32 protein-coding genes and 3 pseudogenes are annotated in these 25,502 nt (G+C 29.6%); 32 read left to right on the plus strand and 3 right to left on the minus strand.

The features are described 5' to 3' along the window. Positions 1 to 351 precede the first annotated feature (351 nt). The 23 genes and pseudogenes from RCG18_RS21685 to RCG18_RS21790 all read left to right on the plus strand — a co-directional run bounded on the left by RCG18_RS21685 (position 352) and on the right by RCG18_RS21790 (position 14,300). Entirely contained in the window at positions 352 to 1,242 is an 891-nt protein-coding gene (locus RCG18_RS21685; RefSeq protein WP_374118954.1) for an RHS repeat-associated core domain-containing protein, read from the plus strand. A 21-nt stretch (positions 1,243 to 1,263) separates the two neighbouring features. Beyond that, complete coding sequence (locus RCG18_RS21690) at positions 1,264 to 1,710, plus strand: SMI1/KNR4 family protein (protein ID WP_308038083.1); 447 nt, start codon at positions 1,264 to 1,266, stop codon at positions 1,708 to 1,710. Positions 1,711 to 2,008: 298 nt separating this feature from the next. After that, positions 2,009 to 2,179, plus strand: a complete 171-nt coding sequence (locus RCG18_RS21695) for a hypothetical protein (RefSeq protein WP_308038084.1) — start codon at positions 2,009 to 2,011, stop codon at positions 2,177 to 2,179. After that, a complete protein-coding gene (locus RCG18_RS21700; protein ID WP_308038085.1) occupies positions 2,172 to 2,795 on the plus strand; it encodes a hypothetical protein in 624 nt (207 codons plus the stop codon). The genes RCG18_RS21695 and RCG18_RS21700 overlap by 8 nt, the downstream gene beginning before the upstream one ends. Positions 2,796 to 3,333: 538 nt before the next feature. Next, entirely contained in the window at positions 3,334 to 3,498 is a 165-nt protein-coding gene (locus tag RCG18_RS21705) for a hypothetical protein (RefSeq protein WP_308038086.1), read from the plus strand. A 51-nt stretch (positions 3,499 to 3,549) separates the two neighbouring features. Next, a complete protein-coding gene (locus RCG18_RS21710) occupies positions 3,550 to 4,863 on the plus strand; it encodes a tetratricopeptide repeat protein (RefSeq protein WP_308038087.1) in 1,314 nt (437 codons plus the stop codon). 218 nt (positions 4,864 to 5,081) lie between these two features. Then, positions 5,082 to 5,342, plus strand: a pseudogene (locus RCG18_RS21715) (AHH domain-containing protein); the annotation flags it as partial. Between the two features lie 6 nt (positions 5,343 to 5,348). Continuing rightward, a complete protein-coding gene (locus tag RCG18_RS21720; RefSeq protein ID WP_308038088.1) occupies positions 5,349 to 5,618 on the plus strand; it encodes a hypothetical protein in 270 nt (89 codons plus the stop codon). Between the two features lie 20 nt (positions 5,619 to 5,638). Continuing rightward, the gene (locus RCG18_RS21725) at positions 5,639 to 6,496 is read left to right on the plus strand and encodes a pentapeptide repeat-containing protein (RefSeq protein ID WP_308038089.1); all 858 of its coding nucleotides are present in this window, start codon (positions 5,639 to 5,641) and stop codon (positions 6,494 to 6,496) included. A gap of 312 nt (positions 6,497 to 6,808) precedes the next feature. Beyond that, positions 6,809 to 7,114: pseudogene (locus RCG18_RS21730) on the plus strand (hypothetical protein). After that, positions 7,111 to 7,545, plus strand: coding sequence for an SMI1/KNR4 family protein (locus tag RCG18_RS21735; protein ID WP_308038090.1), 435 nt, complete (start codon positions 7,111 to 7,113; stop codon positions 7,543 to 7,545). Before RCG18_RS21730 ends, RCG18_RS21735 begins: the two are co-directional and overlap by 4 nt. Beyond that, positions 7,533 to 7,748, plus strand: a complete 216-nt coding sequence (locus RCG18_RS21740; RefSeq protein ID WP_308038091.1) for a hypothetical protein — start codon at positions 7,533 to 7,535, stop codon at positions 7,746 to 7,748. The genes RCG18_RS21735 and RCG18_RS21740 overlap by 13 nt, the downstream gene beginning before the upstream one ends. Positions 7,749 to 8,232: 484 nt before the next feature. Continuing rightward, on the plus strand, positions 8,233 to 8,418 hold the full coding sequence (locus RCG18_RS21745; protein WP_308038092.1) for a hypothetical protein: 186 nt from the start codon (positions 8,233 to 8,235) through the stop codon (positions 8,416 to 8,418). Between the two features lie 5 nt (positions 8,419 to 8,423). Continuing rightward, on the plus strand, positions 8,424 to 8,921 hold the full coding sequence (locus tag RCG18_RS21750) for a hypothetical protein (protein WP_308038093.1): 498 nt from the start codon (positions 8,424 to 8,426) through the stop codon (positions 8,919 to 8,921). A gap of 55 nt (positions 8,922 to 8,976) precedes the next feature. Beyond that, positions 8,977 to 9,216 (plus strand): hypothetical protein, encoded by a 240-nt coding sequence (locus RCG18_RS21755; protein ID WP_308038094.1) that lies wholly within the window; start codon positions 8,977 to 8,979, stop codon positions 9,214 to 9,216. Between the two features lie 5 nt (positions 9,217 to 9,221). Further along, positions 9,222 to 9,710 (plus strand): hypothetical protein, encoded by a 489-nt coding sequence (locus RCG18_RS21760; RefSeq protein WP_308038095.1) that lies wholly within the window; start codon positions 9,222 to 9,224, stop codon positions 9,708 to 9,710. A 151-nt stretch (positions 9,711 to 9,861) separates the two neighbouring features. Continuing rightward, a pseudogene (locus tag RCG18_RS29165) lies at positions 9,862 to 10,100 on the plus strand (RHS repeat-associated core domain-containing protein); the annotation flags it as partial. A gap of 18 nt (positions 10,101 to 10,118) precedes the next feature. After that, a complete protein-coding gene (locus RCG18_RS21765) occupies positions 10,119 to 10,496 on the plus strand; it encodes a hypothetical protein (RefSeq protein WP_308038096.1) in 378 nt (125 codons plus the stop codon). 156 nt (positions 10,497 to 10,652) lie between these two features. Then, complete coding sequence (locus tag RCG18_RS21770; RefSeq protein ID WP_308038097.1) at positions 10,653 to 11,009, plus strand: hypothetical protein; 357 nt, start codon at positions 10,653 to 10,655, stop codon at positions 11,007 to 11,009. A 135-nt stretch (positions 11,010 to 11,144) separates the two neighbouring features. Then, positions 11,145 to 11,312, plus strand: coding sequence for a hypothetical protein (locus RCG18_RS21775; protein ID WP_308038098.1), 168 nt, complete (start codon positions 11,145 to 11,147; stop codon positions 11,310 to 11,312). A gap of 623 nt (positions 11,313 to 11,935) precedes the next feature. After that, a complete protein-coding gene (locus RCG18_RS21780; RefSeq protein WP_308038099.1) occupies positions 11,936 to 12,901 on the plus strand; it encodes a DUF2167 domain-containing protein in 966 nt (321 codons plus the stop codon). Positions 12,902 to 12,917: 16 nt separating this feature from the next. Next, positions 12,918 to 13,685: a hypothetical protein gene (locus RCG18_RS21785; RefSeq protein ID WP_308038100.1), complete on the plus strand. Its 768-nt coding sequence runs from the start codon at positions 12,918 to 12,920 to the stop codon at positions 13,683 to 13,685. Between the two features lie 81 nt (positions 13,686 to 13,766). Then, a complete protein-coding gene (locus RCG18_RS21790; protein WP_308038101.1) occupies positions 13,767 to 14,300 on the plus strand; it encodes a hypothetical protein in 534 nt (177 codons plus the stop codon). A 127-nt stretch (positions 14,301 to 14,427) separates the two neighbouring features. Here the strand turns inward: RCG18_RS21790 and RCG18_RS21795 are convergent, their stop codons facing one another. Beyond that, the gene (locus tag RCG18_RS21795; RefSeq protein WP_308038102.1) at positions 14,428 to 14,802 is read right to left on the minus strand and encodes a hypothetical protein; all 375 of its coding nucleotides are present in this window, start codon (positions 14,800 to 14,802) and stop codon (positions 14,428 to 14,430) included. 1 nt (position 14,803) lies between these two features. After that, the gene (gene amrA / locus RCG18_RS21800; protein ID WP_308038103.1) at positions 14,804 to 16,207 is read right to left on the minus strand and encodes an AmmeMemoRadiSam system protein A; all 1,404 of its coding nucleotides are present in this window, start codon (positions 16,205 to 16,207) and stop codon (positions 14,804 to 14,806) included. A 250-nt stretch (positions 16,208 to 16,457) separates the two neighbouring features. On the opposite strand from amrA, the gene RCG18_RS21805 reads away from it, so the two are divergent. The 7 genes from RCG18_RS21805 (at position 16,458) to RCG18_RS21835 (ending at position 22,598) form a co-directional block, all read left to right on the plus strand. Next, complete coding sequence (locus RCG18_RS21805; protein ID WP_308038104.1) at positions 16,458 to 18,512, plus strand: methyl-accepting chemotaxis protein; 2,055 nt, start codon at positions 16,458 to 16,460, stop codon at positions 18,510 to 18,512. Positions 18,513 to 18,662: 150 nt separating this feature from the next. Continuing rightward, positions 18,663 to 19,031 carry a GntR family transcriptional regulator gene (locus RCG18_RS21810; protein WP_308038105.1) on the plus strand — a complete coding sequence of 123 codons (369 nt, stop codon included), beginning with the start codon at positions 18,663 to 18,665 and terminating at the stop codon, positions 19,029 to 19,031. Continuing rightward, positions 19,031 to 19,726 carry an ABC transporter ATP-binding protein gene (locus tag RCG18_RS21815; protein ID WP_308038106.1) on the plus strand — a complete coding sequence of 232 codons (696 nt, stop codon included), beginning with the start codon at positions 19,031 to 19,033 and terminating at the stop codon, positions 19,724 to 19,726. The genes RCG18_RS21810 and RCG18_RS21815 overlap by 1 nt, the downstream gene beginning before the upstream one ends. After that, entirely contained in the window at positions 19,726 to 20,481 is a 756-nt protein-coding gene (locus RCG18_RS21820; RefSeq protein WP_308038107.1) for a hypothetical protein, read from the plus strand. Before RCG18_RS21815 ends, RCG18_RS21820 begins: the two co-directional genes overlap by 1 nt. A 301-nt stretch (positions 20,482 to 20,782) precedes the next feature. Continuing rightward, the gene (locus RCG18_RS21825) at positions 20,783 to 20,974 is read left to right on the plus strand and encodes a hypothetical protein (protein WP_308038108.1); all 192 of its coding nucleotides are present in this window, start codon (positions 20,783 to 20,785) and stop codon (positions 20,972 to 20,974) included. Positions 20,975 to 21,291: 317 nt separating this feature from the next. Next, the gene (locus RCG18_RS21830) at positions 21,292 to 22,143 is read left to right on the plus strand and encodes a DegV family protein (protein ID WP_308038109.1); all 852 of its coding nucleotides are present in this window, start codon (positions 21,292 to 21,294) and stop codon (positions 22,141 to 22,143) included. A gap of 5 nt (positions 22,144 to 22,148) precedes the next feature. Next, positions 22,149 to 22,598 (plus strand): PadR family transcriptional regulator, encoded by a 450-nt coding sequence (locus RCG18_RS21835; protein WP_308038110.1) that lies wholly within the window; start codon positions 22,149 to 22,151, stop codon positions 22,596 to 22,598. Positions 22,599 to 22,670: 72 nt separating this feature from the next. Here the strand turns inward: RCG18_RS21835 and RCG18_RS21840 are convergent, their stop codons facing one another. Continuing rightward, the gene (locus tag RCG18_RS21840) at positions 22,671 to 23,387 is read right to left on the minus strand and encodes a TerC family protein (RefSeq protein ID WP_308038111.1); all 717 of its coding nucleotides are present in this window, start codon (positions 23,385 to 23,387) and stop codon (positions 22,671 to 22,673) included. A gap of 213 nt (positions 23,388 to 23,600) precedes the next feature. Here RCG18_RS21840 and RCG18_RS21845 point away from each other — a divergent pair, with 213 nt between their 5' ends. Together RCG18_RS21845 and RCG18_RS21850 are read left to right on the plus strand one after the other, a co-directional pair. Beyond that, the gene (locus tag RCG18_RS21845) at positions 23,601 to 24,665 is read left to right on the plus strand and encodes an ABC transporter substrate-binding protein (RefSeq protein WP_308038112.1); all 1,065 of its coding nucleotides are present in this window, start codon (positions 23,601 to 23,603) and stop codon (positions 24,663 to 24,665) included. 6 nt (positions 24,666 to 24,671) lie between these two features. Next, a complete protein-coding gene (locus RCG18_RS21850) occupies positions 24,672 to 25,496 on the plus strand; it encodes an ABC transporter permease (RefSeq protein ID WP_308038113.1) in 825 nt (274 codons plus the stop codon). Positions 25,497 to 25,502: the final 6 nt, after the last annotated feature.

Here is a 25,502-nt window from a genome sequence, read left to right on the forward strand (position 1 = left end):
ATTTATAATGTAAAGAACCAATTAAAAGAATTCCATGATAAAAATGGAATAAACTACTTTACTTATGATAAACAAGGCAATACAATAAAAGAAGAAACAAAAACTGGAAATAATATCTTTGAATACAATACTCTAAATCAACAAATTAAAGCTATAACTAAAGATGGAAATACTTTAGTAAGTAGATATGACACAGAAGGCTTAAGAGCAGAGATTGAAGAAAATGAAAAGTTAACTAAATTTATATTCCATAAGGATAATGTTTTAGTTGAAACTGATAAGGACTTTAATGTAGTTTCTAGATTTACTAGGGGATATGAGGTTGTTTCTGCTGATGTTATAGATGAAAATGTGGATTTAGGACAAAATGAAAATTCAAATTCACAACTTGAATCTAAATATAATAGATATTTCTATTCTGTTGATGAACAAGGAAGTACAGTATTTATAACTGATACTCACCAAAATATTAGAAATGAATATTATTACGATGCATTTGGTAATATTCTTGATTCCAAAGAAAAAGTTCATAATAGAATAACTTATACAGGTCAACAGTTTGATGGTATTACAGGTCAGTATTATTTAAGGGCTAGATTCTATAATCCTGTTATTGGTAGGTTTACTCAAGAGGATATTTATAGAGGCGATGGCTTAAATTTATATGCTTATTGTGCTAACAATCCTATTATTTATTATGATCCTAGTGGCTATGCAATTTGCCCAGAAAATAAGCAAAGAATATTTGATGAGTATAAGGATTTAAGAAATCAAGGTCTTTCTGCAACAGAAGCATATAATAAGATGAAGGCTAAGGGGGTAAGTAAAGCTAGTAGTAATAAAATTTTTTCATCAAACAAGATAGAATGGACAGCAACTAGGCCAAAAGGAACTCAACAGACTTATGAAATATATCAAAGGAATGATATAGATTGGGATATGATTAAAACTAGTGGGGATAAGAATTTTATTGGAAAGACAAATGCGGAAGCTGCAATAAGTAGAGGTCTTGCACCACAACTATCAGATGGGAACTTTGCGACATTGCATCATATAGGGCAAGATTCAAGAGGAGCATTAGCTGAAGCAAGTACTAGGTATCATGGTGTTGGTAAGTATGGTCAGGATATATTGCACAGTCAATATGGAAGAAGCATTCCTAACCCTAATTTTCCAATAGATAGAAGTAAATTTGGAGTTGATACTAGAGAATACTGGAAGTGGCGTGTAGGGAATAAATAGAAATGATGGAGGAATTGTATCATGGAAAGAATTAAAGAATTAAAGGAAAGATATTTAAACTTACAACAAAGTGATGGTGTTAACAATGCAGTATTATCTGAAATTGAAAAGACACTTAGTATAAAATTGCCAAGTGATTTTTGTGAAATTGCATCATTTTATAGTGGAGGGCATTTAGGTGGAATCAGTAATTATTCTTTCTCAAATAATAATGGTAGTACCAATATAATCGAAGAAACTATTAGGTTAAGAGATACTATAAATTTACCATTAAGGTATATAGTATTAGCAGAACCACCTGAAAGTATTATTGTAATGGACACTGAAAATATACCTTCAATAATTTGGTGCGATGCTGTAGAAGCTACAAAATTAAATGATAAATCATTCATATCAAAGCCTAATGAATGGAATAGTTATACTGAATATTTTGCTCAATTAATAGAAGATGAAGAAGATGATATTTAAAAGTAAATGCATAATTTTAGAATTACTAGCTGCATTAAATTTAAGTAGGCTGGTTCATCATTTTTTTAGTAGTTAACATATACAAGGAACTGATAGAGGATTTCGTAATACCTTTAGGAGTCAGTAAAACAAGGATAGAAGAGATGTGTAGCAAGCGTCTAATAAGAAAGTGGATGGAAAGCATTTAAAAAGTGTGAGATAATCTTCTAAAATAAGTTTTAAAGTCTTTAAAGTTAACTTGAAAAACCTTAAAAGGAGGTTTTAGATGGATACTCAAAAAGCAACTCAATAGCATAGAATGAGCCAATGGATTAAAATCATACGTGAATGCCACAACAGTGGAGGAAATGTAGCTTCCTGGTGCAGAAATAATGGCATAATTAATGAAACAGGAGTTGTTTCAAAAACAGGTACACAAACTAGAAAATTGTATCCATTTGATATTTTGGGAGGAAATAACAATGATTAATGTAGTTGATAAAAAATACAGTGAATTATGTGAATTGTTGGATAAAATAGATTTTAATAAAAAAAGAAATATGGCTATATATGGTATGTCTAGAACAGTTAAGTTAGTAGATATATTTCAGAAAACAGTTGATTTTAAAGAATTAACAATATTAGAACAGGTTTTATATCAAATATGTGAAGCAATAAAAAATAATGAATTTATTGATTTGAGTAAATATTGCGATTTATGCGAAAAACTCATTGAAACTTCAAATGAACAAAAAGAGTATAAAGATTTGTCAGAAATTGAGCAACTTTTATGTGATAGATCTTATATGTTCCTTGAATATTGGTTTTATTTTTTACAAATTAATTTTATTGCTGAAGAGACAGAAGAGAACGACTATGCAAGATTCATTCTTTTTCCAGCAGAAATTCTAAAAGAAGTACTGTCATCTTTAAATAATGAAAAAACATATGATGATATTCAAATGATAATTAACAACAATAAACAAATAAATAATGAATTGGAATTAATCGATGATGAATTAGCAAATACAGATAGTGAGTATGATGATTTTGAAAGGCATGTTAATGACTATATAAATTATAACATTATAAGAGACTTAGTGTAGGATAATTAATAGTTGGGAGCAAAATATATTCTGAACTTATGTCTCTAAATTAAATGGTGGTTATACAAATGGACATTTTTAATTAATAATATATATGTATAGAAGATAAATAATAAACCAACTTACATGTGCGACATGGGGACGGTTCTCTTGTTGCAAATCAATATTTTGTGACGAGGGGACATGCTTGTTGGCAGCACTTAAGGTGAACTTTTGATAGAGGGTGCCAAGAGTCAGAAGTAAAAGTGGAAGCTGAAGGAATATGGCTTATCTGTAAGGCAAATAGAGAGTAACAGGCATAATAGGGAAGATGTTGATGACAACAACTCCATCCCCTTGCGACCTCTTGCATTTTAGACACGATTGAATAAAGAAATTAAATTATTTTTTAATTAGGTCTTAATGGAGATATATTCTCTGCTGGGATCTTTTCTTTTTCAGCTACCAAAACAGTCCAGATAAATATAAACTAAACATTGTAAATCAAAGATTCAACTACAATCCAGATGGAACATTGAATAATGCTTACGCCGGAAATATGAGGTATAATTGCACATATAATAAGGAAGGAATTTTAGAATCTAAAAGTGCATCTGGAAAAACTTTAAGTGGATATGAATTAAAAGCAGATAACAAAATTAAAACCAAAAATGGAAATGGTATAACTACTCGGTGTCATGGTAAAGGTAAAAGCATGAGTTAATTAAAAGATGATGTTTTAATTAAGACAATATTAAATATAGGAGATAAGTATATGGATAGATTATTAAATGAAATAAATGAGTATACAGAAAAAATAAATCTAAATCCTACTAATAAGCAATTATATTTGGATAGAGCTGTTTTGTATAATAAAGTGGATAAATTTGAGTTAGCAATGAATGATTATGATGAAATAATAAAGATAGACTCAAAAGATGATTACGCATATTATGAAAGAGCGTGTGAATGGTACAATTGGAAAATTTATTATCTAGATGAGGTACCAAATGCTAAAGAAATTAAAAAAAATGCAATTGAATATTTAAGAAGGGCATTAAGTATTAAAGAAAATCCACAATATTATTATCGTATTGCAGAAATAGAGTTTAATCTTTTAAATGAAGAAGAAAAAGCTCTAGAAATGTGTAAGAAAGCTATAATATTAAAAGGGAAAACTTTAGAGTTTTGCAGGTTGCTAGGGGAAATACATAATGAGATGGGTCATTATAGGGAGGCAATTGAAAGTTTAAGTGAAGCAATAAAGGTACAAGAAGACTCAGATGCATACTTTTTTAGAGGCATAGCCTATTGCAATCTAGCAATAGAGATTGCGAATTCAAGTAAAGGATCGATGGAAGAGGTAGCAGATTTATATGAAAACGCAATAGATGATTATGATGAGGCTATAGAGTTAGATCCTAACAATGTTATTCTATATTTTAAAAGAGCTGAATTAGGATATGAGATATTTAGTGAAAGAGAAGAAGTAATTGAATATTATGAAAAAATAGTAGAATTAGAGCCTGAAAATGAGGACGCATATGTGAGAATGGCAGAAATATATGCTGAATTAGGTAATAGTAAAAAACAAGAGAAATATTATAAAGATGTATTAAATATTAATTCTAATAATTTAAAAGCAAATGTAGGATTAGCAGATTATTATTATGAACAAAATAAATATAAAAACGCACTAGCATATATAAATTTAGCAATTGAATTAAATTCTGATGAAGAATGGTTAAGGTTAGCACAAGGTGAATGTTATTGTGAATTAAAACAATATGATAAGGCACTACAAGTATATAATAATATACTTGAAAACAGCGAAAATGAGTCAGTTTATGATTATAGAGGAGATGTATATTTTTCATTAAAGCAATATGATAAATCAATTTCTGACTATCTAAAATTTATTGAATTAAAGCCAGAATCCAAAGGAGTATATTATAGGTTAGGGTTAGCTTATAAGGAAAATGGTGATTATAATAAAGCAATAGAAAGTCTTAATAAGGCAATAAAATTGTTACCTAACAATAAAGAACTATTAGATTTAATAGATGAAATAAAAAAGTTATCAAACTAGATTTACTTTAAATTGCACTTTATTAAGTAGGCAGATGAAAAATAAAAATTATAAAACTAAGGTCTAATTTCTATATTTAATTGGAGTCAGACCTTTTAATTAAATTTATTTTTCAAAATAATAAATTACCATTACCAACAGGTGAATCATCATCTGATAATTTAGCATAGGGGAGTTGATGAATCAAAAATTAGAGATTCAAAGACAAAAAGGGATCACATCAAGCACAACATTTAATTCCACAAGATGTTTTTGATAAGTCAAAGTTTTTACAAAATATAGGCTTTAAGGTAGATCATCATCAAAATGGTATATGGGATGTAAATAAAGATACTGATGAAGTAAATCTATATAATTTATTAAATGATAGTGATGTCTCACAAAGTACTATGGAAAGATATACTAGTGATGATACTCATCATCATGGATATCATAGATTGTATTCAAAAGAGGTAAGCAAAAAAGTTAAAGATATTTAACTCCAAATGAATGAATATAAAAATTCATTAGAAGCTAGTGGGGAATATACACCTGATCAAATAGAAAGAATGTATATGAGAAAATCTAGACAAGAAGTACACAATTTAACAGAAAATTTAAGAACTATAAATAAAAACGGAATAGATCTGTATGCTAATCATTGGAGCAATGAGGTTAATTGGAGCACATTCAGAAATAATAAACAAGAAAGATATGGAGAGTATTTTGATGGTAAGTTGGGTAGTTGTGGAGGTAAAGGAACAAGCATAAGGTAGGAATTAGGAGGGAAAATATAATGGAAATACTTCAGTTAGAAGAATTTAATGAATTGTTGATTAATAGTGAAGAAAGAAGTATAGAAAATAAAAAAATATGTAATGTAATGAAAAATAAAGAAGAAATTAATAATATGGAATTCTTAAAAAGTATTTTGGAACAGAATGAATGGAAAGAATGCAGTCTAACAGAGCTACGATTTGAGGAATGTAAATTAGTAAATATGGATTTAAGTAAAAGTTCTTTAAATTGGGTTAGGTGGAGAGATAGCATTATAAATAATGTTAAATTTGAACAATGTAAACTAGGAATAAATGATCAAAGTGAAAGTAAGGCTATATTTGAAAAGTGTAGTTTTAGAAAAGCTGTTTGCAATGGTGGGATGTCTTTTAGATATTCAAAGTTTTTAGAATGTGATTTTAGCTTTACAGTTTTAGAAAATGTAGAATTTACAGGCGCTAAATTTGAGAAAGTAATATTTAATAAGGCATCTATTGAAGAATGTGGGTTAGATTTGGCTAATTTTATAGAATGTAACTTTGAGGAGTGTTGTATTGAAAATTCTTCTTTAGAACAATCAAAATTATTGGATTGCAAAATGAAAAAGATAAAAATTCAACATATGGAGATATGTGAATGTGAATTAAACAATTCAAGTTTGGATGATTCTATTTTATGTGGAAATGAATTTTCAGAATGTAGTTTTCAGAATGTTAGTTTTAAAAATGCAGATTTACAGGAATGTGAGTTTACAGATTGTGATTTTCAAGGTGCAGATTTTACCAATGCAAAGTTTAAAGAGGTAAGATTTGAAGGATGTAATTTCAATGGAGCTATATTAACAGAAGAGCAAAAAAGGCAAATTGAAATATATTAGTTGGTAATAAGGTAAAGTGAAATATTATACTTATTATGAATAGTAACAACTTGGATTATTTAATTTTAGAAATGTCCATCTGTGCAAGTGAGAGTATAATTCATAGATATAAATTGAGTAAAAAATAGAAAGCAGATGAAAATAAATTCTTCATCTGTTTTTCTTACGTGAAAAAATAGCGATTTTAACCAGTTAAACGCAATGGCAAAGGCAGTATTAAGTTTGGAACAGATGGACAACCGATAAAATATGGAATACCATATAAGGTAACTATGAGCAAAGGATATAAACACACAAAAGAAGATGGTTTAAATAGAAGTACCTCATCCAATACAAGATGAGTGGGCAAGGCAATGGAAAAAGGCAACAGGGGAAAAATATAGTAGTCTTAAAGCACCAACAATATTATTAAGAGCTGGGAAAGGAGAAATACATTCTAAAATTTCAGTATTACAAAACGAAAGAAGGAGTATTGGCTGATTTAATACAAATATTGTACATGAATTTAGTATGGGATATAAAGAACTGATAAAAGCAGGTGTAAAGCCTAAAGATGCTAAAAAAGCCATAAGAGAAGCTTATAGATATTTTGATAGTATAGGAGGATTTAAAAAATGATTAAATTAAATAATTCAAAATATGTATTGAATAAACCAGCAAGAATAGATGAGATTGAAAAAGTAGAAATTGTATTAGAATATAAATTACCCAAAGTATATAAAACTTTATTACTGATGTCTAATGGGTTATCAGTAGACAATGGAATAGAAATTTTTGATACAGATCTTCTTGTAGAAATGAATACAGAATATCAAGTTAGTAAATATGCAAATGGATATGTAGCTATTGCAAGCAATGGAGGAGGAAAGTTTATTTTAATGCCTGCTGATGAAAGTGCTTTAGTAGTTTTGCAAGTAGAGTCCGGAGCATTAAATCCTAAATACTCAACTTTAGTTGATGAAAGCTTTATTGAATGGATAAATGATGGGGCAAAAATATTGATTGGGAAGAAGATGATGATGAATATGAGCATGAGTTGGGAAGATTAATACTAATTGAACCTCCTAAAAATGGGGCTAGGGATTTAAGAACAATTGAAGAAACTTTTGATATAACTAATAGGGCTTTTGAAATATTAAAAGGATATAAGAATGTGCCATTTGTATTAGCAGAAAATATTCAGCTAGATACAGTAGAAGAAAAAATCAAGTCACTTGGGGAATTAGGAAAATTATTAAAAATTGAAAGATAATAAATAAACCATATTTATATATCTTATTATTTACAGCCACTATGATTAATTTCAAGTGACTTTTTATAATAAAGAATTTAACTAATATAAAGATAAAATTATACATATGTGAATATATAATATTTTTGAGTACAATGCTCTAAATCAACAAGTAAAAGCTATAACTAAAGATGGAAATACTTTAGTTAATAGATATGACACAGAAGGATTAAGAGCAGAAATTGAAGAAAATGAAAAGTTAATTAAATTTATATTCCATAAGGATAATGCTTTAGTTGAAACAGATAAAGATTATAATGTAATTTCTAGATTTACTAGGGGTTATGAGGTTGTTGCTGCTGATATTGTAGAATTAGGTGATGGTTTAGAATCTAACTTAAATAGACACTACTATACTGTTGATGAGCAAGGCAGTACTATATTTATTACTGATCAAAATCAAAGTGTTCGAAATGAATATTATTATGATGCTTTTGGAAATATTTTGGACAGTAAAGAGGAAGTCCATAATAGGATAAGTTATACTAAACAACAGTTTGACGGACTCGACGAATTCGAAAATTTAGAAATGATAGATGGATTTACAAATAGAAGAATAGGTCAAAATTTAGAGGTGCAAATGCAAGATATTGCAGAAGGAACAAGAATTAAAATTATTATTGAAAGGTGATAGAAATGAAAGATAATATTCAAATAAAATTAAACAAATTACAAGAAGTATTGGATACAGATATTTCACTTTTAGTATTATTATCGTTAGAAAAGAAGGAAGAGGATGATAGCCTAATTAATGAGATTGGTAAAATTGATGAAAATTTAGCTATTATATATCAATATAGTGATATAAGATTTGGGGATGTTGAATTTTGGACGGAAGAAGAGTTGTTTGATGAAAAGCAATTTAATAAATTATTTTATGGGGTTCATAATCCAGATGAGTGGATTTGTATTGGAGAAGTACAACCATACCCTTTGTTAATTAATAAGAGAACAAGAAATGTAAGTTGTGTTATAAGTGAACCAGGGCTAGAGTGTGAAATGAAGGAATATGGAACTTTTGAACAATTTATGGATGAATTTGTATTAGGTGAAAAGTATTTAGAATTAGGCACAGATGAAGAATGGTATGACTTTATGAAACAACATAATATAATAATAGAATATTTTATTTGATTAGCAAATCAGAGCCTAGCGTAATCCAAATGTTACAATGGAGTATAAGCAATATATGAGAGATGCCTTAGTAGAAAAATATAAAGATAATTCTAAAGAGTTAAAAAAACTAATCAAAGAATTAGATAATATGTATCCTGATCATGTTTGGGAGTTGCAATTAAACGGCCCTGATAAATGGGGAAATTTAAAAATGGCTGATATATATACTAATAGAAAAATTGTTATAAACTTAGGAGCACAAATGAGAAGTGTACCTAAAAATGGAAGAGTAAAAATAAATGTAGAAAGGTGATAAATATGAATCAAGAAATAATTAAAAAACTTGAAATGATACAAGAAATTTTGGATAAGGATATTTCATATATTGTATTAGCACTAGTAGAAAAAAAGAATGATAATGAATGTACAAAAGTTGTTAAATCAATAGAAAGCATAGAAGAATTTTTATGGATAAAAAGTCAGTATGAATATATAAGATTTGGTGATGTTTTATTTTGGGTAGATGACAAAAAATTCAAAGAACATCAGAACGATATTATTATGTATGGAGTTCCCAATAAGAATCAATATATATGTATAGGACAAGTAGAGCCATATCCAATATTAATTAATAAAGAAAATGGAAATGTATATTGTGTAACTAGTGAATTGGGTGAGAAATGTCTTATAAAGCAATATAACAAATTTGAAGATTTTTTTAATCAATATGTAATTGGAGAGAAGTATCTAGAACTTGGAAGTAGTGAAAGATGGTATAATTTTATGAAACAACATAAGATAATATAACTATAAGCATCAAAGATTTGCAGTACAAAGTTACAAATATTAAATAATAAATCTAGTAGTGAGCAATTGGTGCTTTCTACTAGATTTTTAAATTTAATATTTTAGTAAGAAGTGCTTTTTATTTATGAGTAGGTACTGTTACTTCATTTAGAATGAATATTCTTACGATGCTTTTGGAAATGTGCTAGATAGTAGAGAAGAAGTCCATAGTAGAATAACTTATGCTGGTCAGCAGTTGATGGTATAACTAAGTAGTATTATTTAAGAGCTAGATTCTATAATTCTGTTATTGGCAGGTTTACACAAGAGGGTATTTATAGAGGTGATGGATTAAATCTTTATGCTTATTGCGTAAATAATCCAGTTAGGTATTATGACCCTAGTAGATATGTATTTTTAAATAATTTATTGTATGACTCTCTGGAAGATATCGCAATATGTACAAAGAAAGCACCGGGTGAAGAAGCAACGTATGGTTATTGGACAAGAGAAAGAGGCAATTCTAATTTTGTATTCACAAATACTGATAATAAGCCTTTTTATAAGAGTGTAGAAACATTAATGAACGCACATAATGCGACTTGTGTTCCATATAAAGGTGGGCAAGTAGATTTTGATCATTTTGTTGTATTTACAGTAGATGTAGAAGTTTCATCTAAAAGATCAATAACTCATCCAAATACTAATAAGGAAATTGCTAGAACGATTGTTGAACATAGTGGAGATTATAGTAAGATGTATAGTAAAAATGTAATGGGAATTGCCAGCGGTTTGCAAAGGTCTTAAGAGATGGCGAAAAGTATTATTGAAACAGCTAATAGATATGCTAATAGTGATATATTATCAGAAGATGAAAAAATTGAATATATAAATAAGTTATTAAAAGGCAAACAAAAAGAGTTTGGGTAAACTATTCATGAAGAAAATTTAGTAAAAGGAGATATGTACAATGGCAAAAAAACATTTAATAATGAAGTATACGGAAAAATGATTTATAAAGAGAATTTTTGGGAAATTAAGGAGCCGGTAAAGTTTAAAATATGTAATAGAGATATACAAATTAAATCGGAGGTTGGAATTTATAATATTATATATGAAGAATTTAATATGGGATTAATGAGTGAAAAAATAGAACAATTTCATAGAAATAATCCTGAATTACTTAATGCTGATGAAGCAGAAAAAATAAAAAATGAGCAAAAAGAATTTTATAAAAAGCATCTAATAGATAATATTGATAAAATTTGTGATAACATTGAAGAAGCTGCTTTGCGTAAAGTTGATTCAATGAATATTTAAAATAACATAACCATATAAATACCATGATTTTTGTGAATTATTGGTATTTGCATGACTTTTATTATATTAAAAATTAATTAGTTTCTATCAGAACAATATAATAAGAAAAAAAGCAAATCCTTTCAAAATGCTAACATGACATATGATGAGCTTATAGGAATAATTTTAAAGTTTGATGATGAACCAAAGAAAGACCAAAAGACAGAGAAGAAACAAGAGAAGTTGCTGGTAAGCTTTTTTGTATTTTTTTGCAAATTTATATCAAAAGTTGCTATTCGGTATCAAAATTACACTATTGAGTAAGGAAAAAAATAAAACTGAAAAAAATATGATATAATTTTGTCAAAAAGAGGCAAATGGTTTGTTAGGAGAGTTAGCGATGAAATAATAATATTTTATGAAGATTTACAAAAAAAGATGGAAGTATAGGCTTATACCAATGGTTATTTTAATGCTTATCGCTGTTGGCATGTTGTGCACGACATGGGTTACATATTAATCAATATGAGTGTATTTTATACAATATTGTTGAAAATGTATAAAATATGTGATAAAATGGAACCCAAGGCAGAATTTAATTAAATTTAAAAAAATATTAAATATATCAAAGGCCAAAGGTGTGTGCATAATTTAAATATCTAATCTATAGAATTAGTTATATAAATGCCCCTATATTCATAAGGATTTTATGAAAATAGAGGTTTGTTTATTGTGCAAAAAAGGGGGGGATATAGAAGTCAGCATAAAAAAGCAAATACCAATGGTTCCATATTCCGTAAGTGCTTTTACCTATAATAAAAAGGGAAAAATACTTATATATAGTTTAAAAAATATTTTGCCTTTAAAAATGATCTGTCAGAAGTTGATTTCTTTGATGGATTGAAGTAAGAAAGAACTTTAAATTATTAATAACGGGGGGACGCTTTATGTATAAAAAATTATCGTACTTATTATTAATATTAATTTCAATTGTATTTAATACACATCATGTATATGCAAATAATACTGCTAAACCAGATATAAAATGGATAGAAGGACCTAAGACTGTGGATGTTGGAAGCGATTTAGCAAAGCTAGATTTGCCTGATGAATATGTTTTTGCAAATGGAGAAGATGCAAAAAAATTGATGAAACAAATGGATAATTCCGTTACAGGAAGAGAACAAGGAATAGTTTTTTCAAAAGATACTAAACAAAACTGGTTTGTTTTATTTGAATTTGATCCAATAGGATATGTAAGGGACAATGATGCTAAAAAAATAAATGCAGATAAATTATTAGAAGAGATAAAAAAAGGAACAGAAAAAGACAATGAGAAAAGAAAACAAAAAGGTACTCCTACGCTAGATATAATTGGGTGGGATGAAAAACCACACTATGATGATAAGAGTCATAATTTAGTTTGGTCAGTTTTGAGTAACAGTGAAGGTGAAAAAATAGTAAATTATAATGTAAGAATTCTTGGACGTGGTGGAGTAACTGAAGTTACTTTAGTTGCAGGTAAAGATGAAATGGAAAAGGTAAAACCTCAATTAGATACTATAATTAGCAAATACTCTTATAAAGAGGGTAAAAAATATACGGACTATATAAAGGGAGATAAAGTTTCTGAATTGGGTCTGACAGCACTAATTGCAGGTGGTGCTGGAGCAGCGGCAGCAAAGACAGGGTTGCTTGCTAAACTATTGCTCATATTTAAGAAGATATGGATAGTAGTTATATTAGGCATAGGTGGACTTTTTAAGAAAATAATCAGCAAATTTAAAAAGAAATCTTCTGGTATTGAAGAAAATACTTCAAATATAGATGCTAATAATTTAATTAATTCTAATATGGAAACAGCAGAAGAAATATCTGCAACATCAAGTGATTTGGAAAAGAAAAAGGATTAAAAGAGAGGGCTATAAAATGAATCAAGATTTTAATAATAATTTAGCAAACACAGAAATAGAACCAAGCAATAAAAGAAGCAAAAGAAGGACAAGATTAACAACTATTGCTGGTATCCTTGTTATAATTGCAATGAGTATATATGGATTTAAAATAATAGAAGATCAGAAAGAAGAAGCAGCTCAAAAATATATAATGTCAATATCTCAAAAGTTAATAGATAACACTGCTGTTAAAACAAATCCTGCAGAAAAAAAGGACTATGGAAAGCTTGCTCCATTAGTAAACATTGCAAATGAGGATGTTGATAAAATTATTTCATTAGATAAGAACCTTAAAAAAGAATTAGATTCAAATATGTTTAAAAATAGCATGAGTACCAATGAATTTATAGGAAGTCCAGCTGCGATAGAGCAATCAAGAAAAAAAATAAGCAGTTTAAACAGTTCACTTGCTAAATATGAAACAGGTGTAAAAGAGAATAAAACTAATATTGATAAGAAACTAGGACAGTATAAGGGAATAGATACTGAATTTGAAAAAAAATTAATAAATGATTACAACGCTCTAAGAAAAGAAAATTATGATAAGGATATGAAAGAATTAAATTCAGCAAAATCTCTTGTAGCAGCAATGGATAAATATCTGGAATTTTTACAATCAAAAGAAGGCCAATATGTTATTTCAGGTGGTGTAATCAATTTCTATAGCCAAAGCGATGTAGAAGAGTGTAATAAATTAGCAGGTAATGTAACAGAATTAAGCAAACAATTTAAAACTAAATAAAAACCGAATAATAGGAATGACACTTTGTCTTGTAAATTGATAAGTTACATGCTTAAAAATTAAGAAGGAGAATGCTTTTTTATGACAGATTTACAACAGGTATTAACAAAATTTTGTATAGATAAATGTACAAAAAGTGCAATGAAGAGAAAAGCTAAAATAGATGAAAGTGGCAATTTAGTACTAAAAGAATCAAAAATAATAATTATTTTATCGATTATATTATTTATTATGATGTTACTTTCCATGGTTTTAGCTATATTAATAGATATGGATAGTGAAGCAAGAGATGCGATACTAGTATTTGGAGGGGTTTTTATTATTCCATTCATAGTTTTATTTATATACTTAGGGGTTTCAAAGAAAATTGTTACCCAAGATAGTGTAATTAGCTGTGGACTTTTAGGGAAAAAGCATATGAAATTTACTTTAATAGACAGTGTACAATATAAAAGAAACGGTAATAGATTGATTTTAAATGGAAATGGTAAGAAAATGATGATACCAATTATGCTAGATGGATTCAATGATTTTTTTGAAATTCTACAAAAAAAAGTTGGTGAAGAAAAATGTAGAGTTGCCAAGGTAGCGATAGATGCACTAATGCTAAAGTAATATTTTTAAAATAAAGATGGATGAACAAGGTTTCTTACGTTACCGCATAATTAAATGAGAATATAATAAAACCCTATGCCGCGCATAGGGTTTTTAAACAATCTTTTAAAGTATTTAAACAGCTACTTTAAAGAGTTATGTTAATATCGTACCCGCATACAGGGCAATTTTTAGCGTTTAACAACACCTCTGTATCAAACAAAGTACGTCTAATTAAAAGTTTACCACATTTAGGACAATAAGTATTTTTATCAGCCTCCTGAACATTTCCTATGTATACGTAATTAAGGTACTGTTTTGCTATATCTCTGCATAGATTCATTCTTTCTAAAGAAGTGGCTGGAGCTTCGAATTTATATGAAGGAAAATATCTTGATAAATGAAGAGGAATGTTAGGATTTAAATCTGCTATCCATTTGCATAATTTGCTAACTTCGTCTTCCGAATCGTTATAGCCTTCTATTAAAAGAGTAGTTATTTCAAGGTGACATTTGTTATGCATCTTATTTATGTCTTATAACCTCAAAACGTTCAATGCTGTAGTTTTCCAATGGATTTATACCTGCTTTTTTAAAAGTTATGTCTATTTGTTCATCAACAGTATCTACACCGCTTAAATCAGGTAATAAAAGTCCTGTTTTTCTTCCACTTCGAACAATAACACCATATTTTTTAGGATCTAGAGTCTCACGGGAAGCTTCTTCAGGAGGCATTAATACATCTACTGAATAGATTATATCATCCAGCTCTTCTTCTTCTACTGGTGAAAACCTAGGGTCTCTTTCGCCAGCTTCTATTGCATTTCTGATTATTTCCTCAGCAGTATTTTCATAAGCTGGGAAAATAGTTCCTATGCAGCCTCTAAGTTCACCATCTTTTTTTAGTGAGACAAACACACCTCTCTGTTCATTTAACATATCCTCTGTTACATAACCTGGCATATCTATTGTTTCACCGGTTTTAACGTGATGCTCAAGCGTTTCCCGTGCAAGTTTAACATATTTATCTTCATTGTCTCTTATTTTTTTCATAGAGTTTTTTCTTTTATCTATAATTTTTTCTAAGTAATTTTTATCCTCTACCTCATCTGTATTAAACCTCATAACTCCATAGCCTATGCCAAAAGGACCTTCATAAGACAGTATTTCACCACTGATCTTTCTTCCTTCCATGGTACCAAGTAAAATATCAAAAGATCTTAAACCGCATTCTCCAGCGGATTCAATCATATCTTTATCCATATAAAATACTCCCATTACATCTCCAGATTTAAGAAGTTCTAATATTTTTTCATCAAAGACTTTTCCATCTGGACTATAACCATAAGGAGCTTTATCATTGAGTTTATGGGATAAGTCACCAGAGGCTATTACCACAACATTAGTGTTAGATAGTTCAACAGCCTGCTTTATTGATATGCCAAATTTATACAAATCAGTTTCTGATAGAAGGCCATAAGTAATATGAACTAATTTATAATTGCTATATTCTTTATTTACAAAATATAGGGGTACCATTGCTCCATGGTCAAGTTCATGGCTGATATTGTATCTTCCTGCAATATCCTCATTTATAGCAATTGTAGGTACACCCATTCCATGAGCATAATTTTTTATATTTTCAGTTAAATTTAGATCTATTGTTATATCGAATTCTACATCTGGTGCATTAAAATTTCCGAAATCACCGGAAATGTGGTTGCTATCTGTTAATGCTATGGCATCTCTGAACATAGGACCATGGGGAGTTATAATTATTATCGTTTCAGGTTCTAATTTGCTTATTTCCTTTGCAACATTAAAGCATGCATCTATAGTTGAAGATGCATCTAACTCTTCTCCTTTACCAACTTCAGATACTAATATAGGTGGATGAGGCATAATAAAATGTCCTAATATTTTACCCATTATAAACCCTCCTGATAAATTAAATTTATTACAAATGAAGAACTTGTTGAAAACTATATTCTCACCTAAAGTTTAACACTTAAAATAAATTTAATACAAATTTTTAATATAAAAAATTCTGAAAAGTTAAGGAAAAGAATTATGATAAACAGAGTGCTCAGTTTTAATTGGATAAACATGAGAAAAAGGCGATAAAATTAATTTATAATTGTGCCATAATATATAAGCCTGTGTTATAATTATCTTACAAATGAAATTATATAAAAAATTAAATTCATTATTACATTCGGAAAAAGGAGAGAGCAACAATGGCAAAAAAAGAAGTATTAAGGGCGTCATTGTAGGTTTACTGTGTGCTTCTGCAGTTATACCACTTTTGATTGTCGGAATATTTAGTTATACTTCGCAAACGAAAACCTTTAAAGAGGATTTACATGTTTTACTTAAAAGTAATTTGTCAGAAATAATCAGTGTCATAGACAAGGAAACTAAGGGTAATATGGAAATGGTGGAGATGCTTGCTGCAAATCCAGATGCACAATCTATAATAAGAGATCCTCAGAGTGCTCAGAAGCTTTCAGTTACTTTAGATGGAATTGTTCAATCTCACAAAAGTATATGTAATGCATATATAGGAACTGTTAATGGAGTTTTCATGGTAATGCCAAAACAGGACATCCCTGCTGGGTTTGATCCAAGACAGAGGCCATGGTATAAGGATGCTATTAATAAACAAGGACAAGTTATACTTACAGATCCTTATGAAGATAGCTTAAAGAAGGGTACCTTTATGGTGACCTTTGCTAAGACGGTAAAAGACTCTTCAAGTGGGGAAATGGCAGGAGTATCAGCAATAGACATAAAACTTGATGATATTTCAAAAATGGTACAGGAAAAGAAAGTAGGAGAAAAAGGTTATATTGTTCTATTTGATAAGAATGGAACAATTATAGGAAGCAAAGATAAGAGCATTTTGAATAAGACTTCTAAGGAATTAAATTGGATACCAAAGGTTATATCAAATAAAGAGGACATGTATGAAGATACTATAAATGGGACAAGTTATCTTATATGTACAACTAAAGATAATTCAACTGGATGGATAGCTGCTGCATTTATACCAAAAATGGAGCTTACAAGTAGAGTTAACAGCGCAAGAAATATGATATTATTAATTTCGTTAGCATCTTTAATAGCTGCACTATTCATAGGTAATTTAATAGCTGGATTGATATCGAAGCCTGTAGTTAGCTTAGAGAAGACACTAGAAAAGATGAAAGATGGAGACTTTACAGAGAATATAAATAATAATATAGCTATCTATGAAATAGATAAAATTACTAAAGGAATTAATACCGTAAAAGATGAAATGGTGTTAATATTAAGCAGCATACATAAAGCATCAGATGATATAAAATCATCTTCAGGTACATTAAAAACCATAACTGAACAGTCTAATGCTGCTGGAGAAGAAATAGCTAAAGTAGTTCAGGAAATAGCTAGCGGTGCTGGAAAACAAGCAGAAGCTATGGAAGAAAGTCAAAATTTGATTGTTCAACTTGAAAGTGAAGTAGAAGAATCTATTGTTAGAGCACAAAATATGGTAGAAATATCAAAGGGAGTTAAAAAATCTACTGAAAATGGAACGAAGATAATTAAAGACTTAAGTGATAAGTTTGTTTTAACCTCGAAGTCTAGTAGGGAAGTTTCAGAGAAAATTAAAAATCTAGCTGAAAAATCTAATGAGATAAGTACTATCACTGAAACAATCACTGCCATAACGGAGCAAACTAACCTTTTAGCATTAAATGCAAGCATAGAGGCTGCAAGAGCTGGGGAGTTTGGAAAGGGATTTGCTGTAGTAGCTGGTGAAGTTAGAAAACTTGCAGAGCAATCAGCTGAATCTGCACTTCAGATAAATAAAGTAACTAATGAAATAAAGACGAGTATTTCAGATCTTTTATTAAAGGTTGAATATTCGATGTCACTAGATAAGGCTACTGGAGAAAGTGTTAATGTTACTGAAAAGGCATTTGATCATATTGCTGAATCTATTATAACATTAGAGGATAGCATTAAAATTGTAGATAAATCATTAAATGAAATAAATAATCATAAAGATTTAGTTATATCAAAAATACAGGAAGTTTCATCTGTATCTCAAGAAATAGCAGCTACTACGGAAGAGGTTAGTGCATCTACAGAAGAGCAATCCGCAGGACTTGAAGAGATAGTTGCAGCATCAGATATTTTAGAAGGTTTTTCTAGTGATTTAAATGTATTAGTTAAAAAATTTAAAATTTAAATTAATAAAAAGGTTTTGGGTAGATCCTAAAACCTTTTTATTTATATATAATTTGAAAATAATATATAAATCTATTGACATACATATTGTTTTAGTGTACTATTCATATAGAACACTAAAACAATACAACAATTAAATGGAGGTGTGAAGATGAGTCTAAACTTTGATCAAAAGGTTCCTATATATGTACAGATAATGAATTTGATTAAAAGGGACATAGTTACAAAAAGACTGAAACCAGGAGATAAGCTATCTTCTGTAAGGGATATGGCTGCAGAACTGAAGGTAAACCCCAATACTCTTCAAAGGGCTTATCAAGAGCTTGAAAGAGAAGGAATAACTTATACACAGAGAGGGATGGGGACTTTTGTTATGGAGGATGAAGGTATGATTAATGAATTAAAAAAAGAAATGTCCAAAGAGATTATAGATAATTTTTTAATGGGGATGAAAAATATCGGATTTAGCTCAGAGGAAATTTTAAAGATAGTTGAGGAGAAAGTTAAGGAGGATATGTAATGGATACTATATTAAAGGCTGTAAAGCTTGAAAAAGGTTACTTTAATAAAAAAGCTCTAGATGGATTGGATTTAGAAATAAAAAAAGGAAAAATTGTTGGACTTTTGGGGCCTAACGGGAGTGGTAAAACAACATTTTTAAAAATTGCTGCAGGACTTTTAAGGCCTACCGGCGGTGAAATACTGATAGATAACCATAAACCTGGTGTGCATACCAAATCAATAGTGTCATATTTACCAGATAAAGATTATCTATTTAAATGGATGAAAATAAAAGATGCTATACAATTCTTTAAAGACTTCTATGAGGATTTCGATGAAAAAAAAGCAAAAGAGTTGTTAGAATTTATGAATCTGGATATCAACAGCAAAATTCCTACATTGTCAAAAGGTATGAGCGAAAAGTTATATTTAACTTTAGTACTTTCAAGAAAAGCAAAGCTTTATATATTAGATGAACCTTTAGGAGGAGTAGATCCTACAACAAGAGAAAAAATACTTGATGCTATACTAAATAATTATAGTGAAGATAGTTCGATAATTATAACTACTCATTTGGTAAATGATATCGAAAGGTTATTTGACGACGTTGCATTTATTTCTGAGGGAAAGATTGTATTAAGTGGTAGCGCTGAAGAACTTAGAAATGAAAAGGAGATGTCTATAGACCAGTTATATAGGGAGGTATTTAAATAATGTTTAATTTGGTGAAATATGAATTAAAGGGATACTATAAGGATTTTATTATAATACTTGGTGCAATAGCTGCTCTCAATATACTTCTATTCACTAGAATAAATACATGGCCTGAAGGATCAATTACAGTTCTTTCATTATTAATAAGTTTTGCGGCGGCAGTAATAGTATTTATCTGGAATATAAGGTTATTCAGTAGAGATCTATATGAAGATAGTGGATATTTATTATTTTCACTTCCTCAATCTGGATATTCTATTTTAGGAGCAAAGCTTATAACATCTATAGTTCAAGGATTGATAGTATGGGCGGTAGCATTCCTCTTCAATTATATAAGTATTCAAGGTCATAGCAGCTTTAGTATTAATTTGGGGCTGATTATGAGAAATATAAGTCCAAAGTTTATCACAGAAAGCATTTTAAGCAGCTTATTTGAATATGTATATTTCCTCACTACAATCTATTTTTCAATAGCTTTAAGCAAGGTAGCGATTAAAAAGAAGAAGGTAGGAAAATTGGGCGGATTTATAATATTTATTATTATTTCAATTATAGTGGCTAAGATCACACAAATAGTAATTGGAATTTTTCCTCAAACTTTCAATTTAAATATACTGACAGCTCAATCACAATTATCAATGTATGGAGCACACGTTATTCCAGTAAATATAGCAGCAATGATTCTGAATGTTATACTATTCGTATTAATGTTTATAGCAACAGCGTATATTTTAGAGAATAAAATAGATTTCTAGTATAAATTATTGGAGTAAAGAGGAGATTACTTAAAGTTTATAATTTGTTTATAATTAGTTTATAAAAAGTAGAGGAATATCTTTTAAAATAGAATTATTGAAAGGCTTAAACTCTTTAAAAAGAATAGCTTTGAATTGTAATCATTTTGTAACCATTCTTCATCAATATTTAACTTTTGAAAAGGTAATTTCTATTATAATTAAAATGAGAATAAGGGTAGTAAATATTAAAGTATAGGTTAATTAACTATTAACTTGGTTATTAGAAAAGGAACATTTATGGTATAGAGGGGGGAAACTAGTGGAAGGTAATAATAAAGAAGAAAAAGGTACGGAATGTTTAGGAATGGCAATGGGGTTATGTACAGGTCTATTGGTAGGAGTTGTATTAGCTATGGTCACAAAAGATGCTAAAAGTATGATTATTATGATGACTTCCGCTGGTGGTATAATTGGGTATTTTATAGATGAATTTATAAGAGGGTATAAATAGATGAAAAGAACAGTGAGCTGCGAAAGCATCACTGTTCTTTATTGCATATTAAGCAAAAAAGGTAGAAGTATTTTAATTATGATATAACTAAATGAAAAACAACATAATATGCGGAATTGAATAAAGTTTAGAATTAAAACAGAAAATAAGATTAAAATATTATTAGTATATCAATACTGATGATTATCAATATAGATGATTATCAGTATTGATAATCATCTATATAATGGTATAATTGTTTATGTAAGGATTGTTTAAACTAAATAATATATAAATTGAATTTCATGATTAAATTAGAATTAGAGGAGGAAAAAGCTTTGAGCAAAATAGCTTTAATTACGGACACAACGAGCGATCTTAATGAGGAAATAATAAGAAAGTATAATATAAATGTACTTCCTTTCAGAATTATATACAAAGACAGAGAATATAAGGACAAGATTGAGATAACTCCTGAGCAAGTATATGAGAATTTAGATAAGGAAGTCCCTACATCATCCATGCCAGCCTTAGAGGATATGGAAAACCTATTCGAATCCTTAGAAAAAGAAGGATATACTCATGCTATAGCTATAGTATTATCTTCAGGATTATCGGGAGTTTATAATGGTATAAAGATAGCAAGTGAAAATCATCCTAATATTATCACGCACATATTTGATTCAAAATCAATATCATGGGGTGAAGGAGTAGTAGTGGAGGAATGCGGGAAGCTTATTGAGCAGGGAAAAAGCTTTGAAGAAATAGTTGAGGCTTTGCCTTCTATAAGAAAACGAGTTCATCTTTTCTTCGTAGTTGGAACATTAGAGTATCTAAAGAGAGGCGGTAGGATAGGAAAGGTTTCAGGAACTATTGGAGAACTTTTAAATATAAAACCTATTGTTTCAGTAGACATAAATGATGGAAAGTATTATACTCATGAAAAGGTCAGAGGAAGAAAACAATCTTTGAATAAAATTATGGAGCTTGTAAAGGCAATTTTAGACGAAAAGAAATGTAGATTTTATGCCTTACATGGATATGCCTTAGAAGATTCACAAAAGGCTTTTAATGAAATCTCAAAGCATCCAAATGTAACAGAAGCAATATTCGGAGGATGCATAAGCCCAGTATCAGGAGTTCATAGTGGCCCTGGTCTTGTAGGTTTAGTTTTGTTTGAGGAAGAGTAATACTTATGGGCAAATTTGGCATAGACGAAAGCATTAAAGAAGAAGAAAAAAGGCTTTATGCGGAATATAAAAGAAAACTGCTGGAGTTAAAAAAGGTTAAAAAAGAGAATGAAGCTGTAGGGCAGGTGTTTACAAAAGGATTATTACCAATTTATGTACTTTATGTGCTAAGTTTAGGTGCTACCAATGGAAATGATATTTCTCATAAAGTAGGTGAGAGAACTAAAGGAAGATGGATTCCAAGTACCGGAGGAATATATCCTATTTTAAAAAAGTTAGAAAAAGAAAAAATGGTAGTTGGGAAATGGGATGATTCAAAAAAGAAAATTCAAAAGATATATACTATAACTGAATTAGGTACTGAGGAACTCCAAAAACGAAAAGAACTTTTAAAGGAAAAAATTGAAGAGGCTTTAGAGGTGTTTAAAATAGTATACAAAGATTTGTACGAATAAAAAACTTACACTCTTTATCTTATAACTATAGTTTTTGGATAAAGAGTGTAGGTTTTTTATTCGTATTAAAAGCTATATTTTAAACTTTTTTTCTCTGTAATCTTTAAAACTGTAGGTTGTAGGCTTCTTAGACATACAGAAGCCATAAATAATTGTAAGTAGTGCTGCGCCATAAGGGAGAATTATATTTATCATACTAAAATTAAGTACAAAATTATGCAACAACTTGTCCTCTAAAAGCATTCTAAAAGAGGTATGAGCAAGAACTGCTCCTCCTATGTAAGTAACCATAGGATGCTTGTTCATTAGTTTTGCTACATATTGGCTTCCGAAAAATATAATTGGTATATTAAGTAGAAGTCCAAATATAATTAGCATAATATTTCCATGTGCAGCACCTGCAATTGCAAGTACGTTATCCAAACTCATAGTAACATCTGCTATGATAATGCTCCATATAGCACCCATAAATTTATTAGAAGAGTTTACACTACAATCTTCTTCTTCACAATCTGGTCTAATAAAATTCCATGTTATCTTTATAAGCAACAGTCCTCCTACTAACCTTATAGGAAGCCACTCTATCATTAAGATATAGGTTATAAGTGATGCGAATATAATTCTAAGTAAAACAGCAGCAAATACTCCTATAGCTGAAGCTTTCTTTGCAAGATGTGGAGGAAGTTTTCGAGTTGCAAGAGCAATTACCCCTATGTTATCTCCACTCAGAACTATATCTAAAAGTGTAATCTGAGCTGCGCCTATTAATGAAGGAATTAAACTATCCATATTATTCCCTCCTTATATAATTTGCTTTCATATATTATTCTAGCACACAAAATAAACTAAGCCAAATGGCAAGTTATCCTTATAATAAGTATATTATTATATTTTACTTTATATAACCTGGTTAGTAACACTTTATTAAGCCGTAGAATATATTAAAATAAGTTCTTAGTTTTTTATCAACTTAAAGAAAACCAATAATAGGAGTGGTTACTTTTGAAAAGGTTAAAAAAATTTCTATCCTTTTTCGTAACGGCACTGATGACAGTTTCTATTGCTGCTTGCGGTAATACTACTAATAAGTCAGATACGGGTGATGGAAATAAAGAACAGGTGGTTAAGGTAGCTTTTGATGATGCTCCGTCAGAGGCTGGGATAATACTGGCGGATAAACTAGGTTTTTTTGAAAAACAGGGAATAAAAATTCAATATGTAAAATTTAACTCTGGTGCAGACGAGCTCTCAGCGGTTGTATCAAATCAAGTTGATGTAAGCAGAGGAATAATAAACGCAGCTTTATTCAATGCATCGAATCAAGGTATAGGCATCAAATTGGTAGCAGATGGAGGACATAATGTTCCAGGTAAAGGGTATTTTCAAATTGCACTAAAAAAAGGATTAGGAGCAAAATATAAGACCTATCAGGATATGAAAGGAATGAGAATAGCTATTGCTTCCGTTGGTTCAATTAATGAGCTCTTTGTACAAAAAGCATTAGAAAAGGGTGGCTTGACAAAAAACGATGTCAAATTTGTAATAGTTGACTCTTTCCCAGATATGCTTACTGCTGTAGCAAATAATAATGCAGATGCTACAATGCAGATTGAACCATTAATTACTAAAGGTGTGGATGAAGGAATACTTGAGTGGTGGAAAGATCCAGATGAATATGCAAAAGGAGAAGAAATATCGGTACTTATGTATAGTCCTAATTTCTGCAAAGATAAAGAATTAGGAAACAAATTTATATTAGCTTATCTTCAAGGGGTTAGAGCTTACAATGATGCATTAGTGTACGGCGATAAAGATAGAGCTAAAATTGTAGATATTTTAACTAAAAATACCTTTGTAGACAAAGCAGATATTTTCCTAAGAATGAAACCACCTGGATTAGATTCTAATGGATATGTATTAAAACAAGGTGTTATAAATGACCAAAAGTGGTATATGCAAAGTGGTATTGTAAAAAAAGAAGCTGATGTAAATAAGTTGATTGACAATAGCTATGTAGAAAACGCTTTAAAACAGATAGGCGAATATAAATACACCAAGGGGGACTGATAAAGAATGCAAATTGTAGATGAAAAAATAGTTAGATTTGAAACAGAAAAAAAGCAGGAAAACAAAAGCAAGCTTAGTAATAAATCAAAAAATAGAATTTTAACTGTATTATCTCCACTTGGTTTACTGGTTATTTGGGAGATTCTTGTTAGGACACATGCACTTGACAGTAGATTTTTTCCGGCTCCTACGACAATTTTAGGTGCATTATGGGAAATGATAAAAACCGGTATACTTTTTTCAGATTTGAAAATAAGTTTATATAGAATCTTTGGTGGATTTTTGCTCGGAACAATACCTGGTCTCATTATTGGTCTGACTATGGGGTTGTTCCCTATAGTGAAGATTATACTGGACCCAATTGTTGCGGCGACTTATCCAATACCGAAACTAGCGTTGATGCCATTAATTATGATATTACTTGGATTAACAGAATTTGAAAAAATGGTGGTAATAGCTCTTGGAACTTTCTTTTTAGTTTTAATGAATACAGTTGCGGGAGTAGTTAATTTAGATAAGATATATATGGATGTGGCGAAAAACTACGGTGCAAGTAAAAAAGATTATTATTTGACTGTTGCACTTCCAGGTGCACTTCCTATGATATTTACTGGATTAAAGCTTGGTATGGGAATGGCGTTACTATTAATAGTTGCAGCAGAAATGAACGGAGCATCTGAAGGAATAGGATATCGTATATGGGAATCTTATTCAATATTTAATATCCCAGAGATGTTTGTCTCTTTTATCATGATGTCTCTTCTTGGATATATTTTTACAGTGGTTCTTGATGAAATAGAGAGAATAATAATTCCTTGGAAACAAGATTAAAGAGGA

Origin of the sequence: Clostridium sp. OS1-26 (assembly GCF_030915445.1) — a bacterium.
Lineage (GTDB): Bacteria > Bacillota > Clostridia > Clostridiales > Clostridiaceae > Clostridium_AM.

Bases quoted from the DNA above. Each gene is read 5' to 3' on its own strand.
- RCG18_RS21690 (WP_308038083.1), top strand. From the start codon at position 1,264: ATGGAAAGAATTAAAGAATTAAAGGAAAGATATTTAAACTTACAACAA.
- RCG18_RS21695 (WP_308038084.1), top strand. From the start codon at position 2,009: ATGAGCCAATGGATTAAAATCATACGTGAATGCCACAACAGTGGAGGA.
- RCG18_RS21700 (WP_308038085.1), top strand. From the start codon at position 2,172: ATGATTAATGTAGTTGATAAAAAATACAGTGAATTATGTGAATTGTTG.
- RCG18_RS21705 (WP_308038086.1), top strand. From the start codon at position 3,334: ATGAGGTATAATTGCACATATAATAAGGAAGGAATTTTAGAATCTAAA.
- RCG18_RS21710 (WP_308038087.1), top strand. From the start codon at position 3,550: ATGGATAGATTATTAAATGAAATAAATGAGTATACAGAAAAAATAAAT.
- RCG18_RS21720 (WP_308038088.1), top strand. From the start codon at position 5,349: ATGAATGAATATAAAAATTCATTAGAAGCTAGTGGGGAATATACACCT.
- RCG18_RS21725 (WP_308038089.1), top strand. From the start codon at position 5,639: ATGGAAATACTTCAGTTAGAAGAATTTAATGAATTGTTGATTAATAGT.
- RCG18_RS21735 (WP_308038090.1), top strand. From the start codon at position 7,111: ATGATTAAATTAAATAATTCAAAATATGTATTGAATAAACCAGCAAGA.
- RCG18_RS21750 (WP_308038093.1), top strand. From the start codon at position 8,424: ATGAAAGATAATATTCAAATAAAATTAAACAAATTACAAGAAGTATTG.
- RCG18_RS21755 (WP_308038094.1), top strand. From the start codon at position 8,977: ATGAGAGATGCCTTAGTAGAAAAATATAAAGATAATTCTAAAGAGTTA.
- RCG18_RS21760 (WP_308038095.1), top strand. From the start codon at position 9,222: ATGAATCAAGAAATAATTAAAAAACTTGAAATGATACAAGAAATTTTG.
- RCG18_RS21770 (WP_308038097.1), top strand. From the start codon at position 10,653: ATGTACAATGGCAAAAAAACATTTAATAATGAAGTATACGGAAAAATG.
- RCG18_RS21775 (WP_308038098.1), top strand. From the start codon at position 11,145: ATGACATATGATGAGCTTATAGGAATAATTTTAAAGTTTGATGATGAA.
- RCG18_RS21780 (WP_308038099.1), top strand. From the start codon at position 11,936: ATGTATAAAAAATTATCGTACTTATTATTAATATTAATTTCAATTGTA.
- RCG18_RS21785 (WP_308038100.1), top strand. From the start codon at position 12,918: ATGAATCAAGATTTTAATAATAATTTAGCAAACACAGAAATAGAACCA.
- RCG18_RS21790 (WP_308038101.1), top strand. From the start codon at position 13,767: ATGACAGATTTACAACAGGTATTAACAAAATTTTGTATAGATAAATGT.
- RCG18_RS21795 (WP_308038102.1), bottom strand. From the start codon at position 14,802: ATGCATAACAAATGTCACCTTGAAATAACTACTCTTTTAATAGAAGGC.
- amrA (WP_308038103.1), bottom strand. From the start codon at position 16,207: ATGGGTAAAATATTAGGACATTTTATTATGCCTCATCCACCTATATTA.
- RCG18_RS21805 (WP_308038104.1), top strand. From the start codon at position 16,458: ATGAAATTATATAAAAAATTAAATTCATTATTACATTCGGAAAAAGGA.
- RCG18_RS21810 (WP_308038105.1), top strand. From the start codon at position 18,663: ATGAGTCTAAACTTTGATCAAAAGGTTCCTATATATGTACAGATAATG.
- RCG18_RS21815 (WP_308038106.1), top strand. From the start codon at position 19,031: ATGGATACTATATTAAAGGCTGTAAAGCTTGAAAAAGGTTACTTTAAT.
- RCG18_RS21820 (WP_308038107.1), top strand. From the start codon at position 19,726: ATGTTTAATTTGGTGAAATATGAATTAAAGGGATACTATAAGGATTTT.
- RCG18_RS21835 (WP_308038110.1), top strand. From the start codon at position 22,149: ATGGGCAAATTTGGCATAGACGAAAGCATTAAAGAAGAAGAAAAAAGG.
- RCG18_RS21840 (WP_308038111.1), bottom strand. From the start codon at position 23,387: ATGGATAGTTTAATTCCTTCATTAATAGGCGCAGCTCAGATTACACTT.
- RCG18_RS21850 (WP_308038113.1), top strand. From the start codon at position 24,672: ATGCAAATTGTAGATGAAAAAATAGTTAGATTTGAAACAGAAAAAAAG.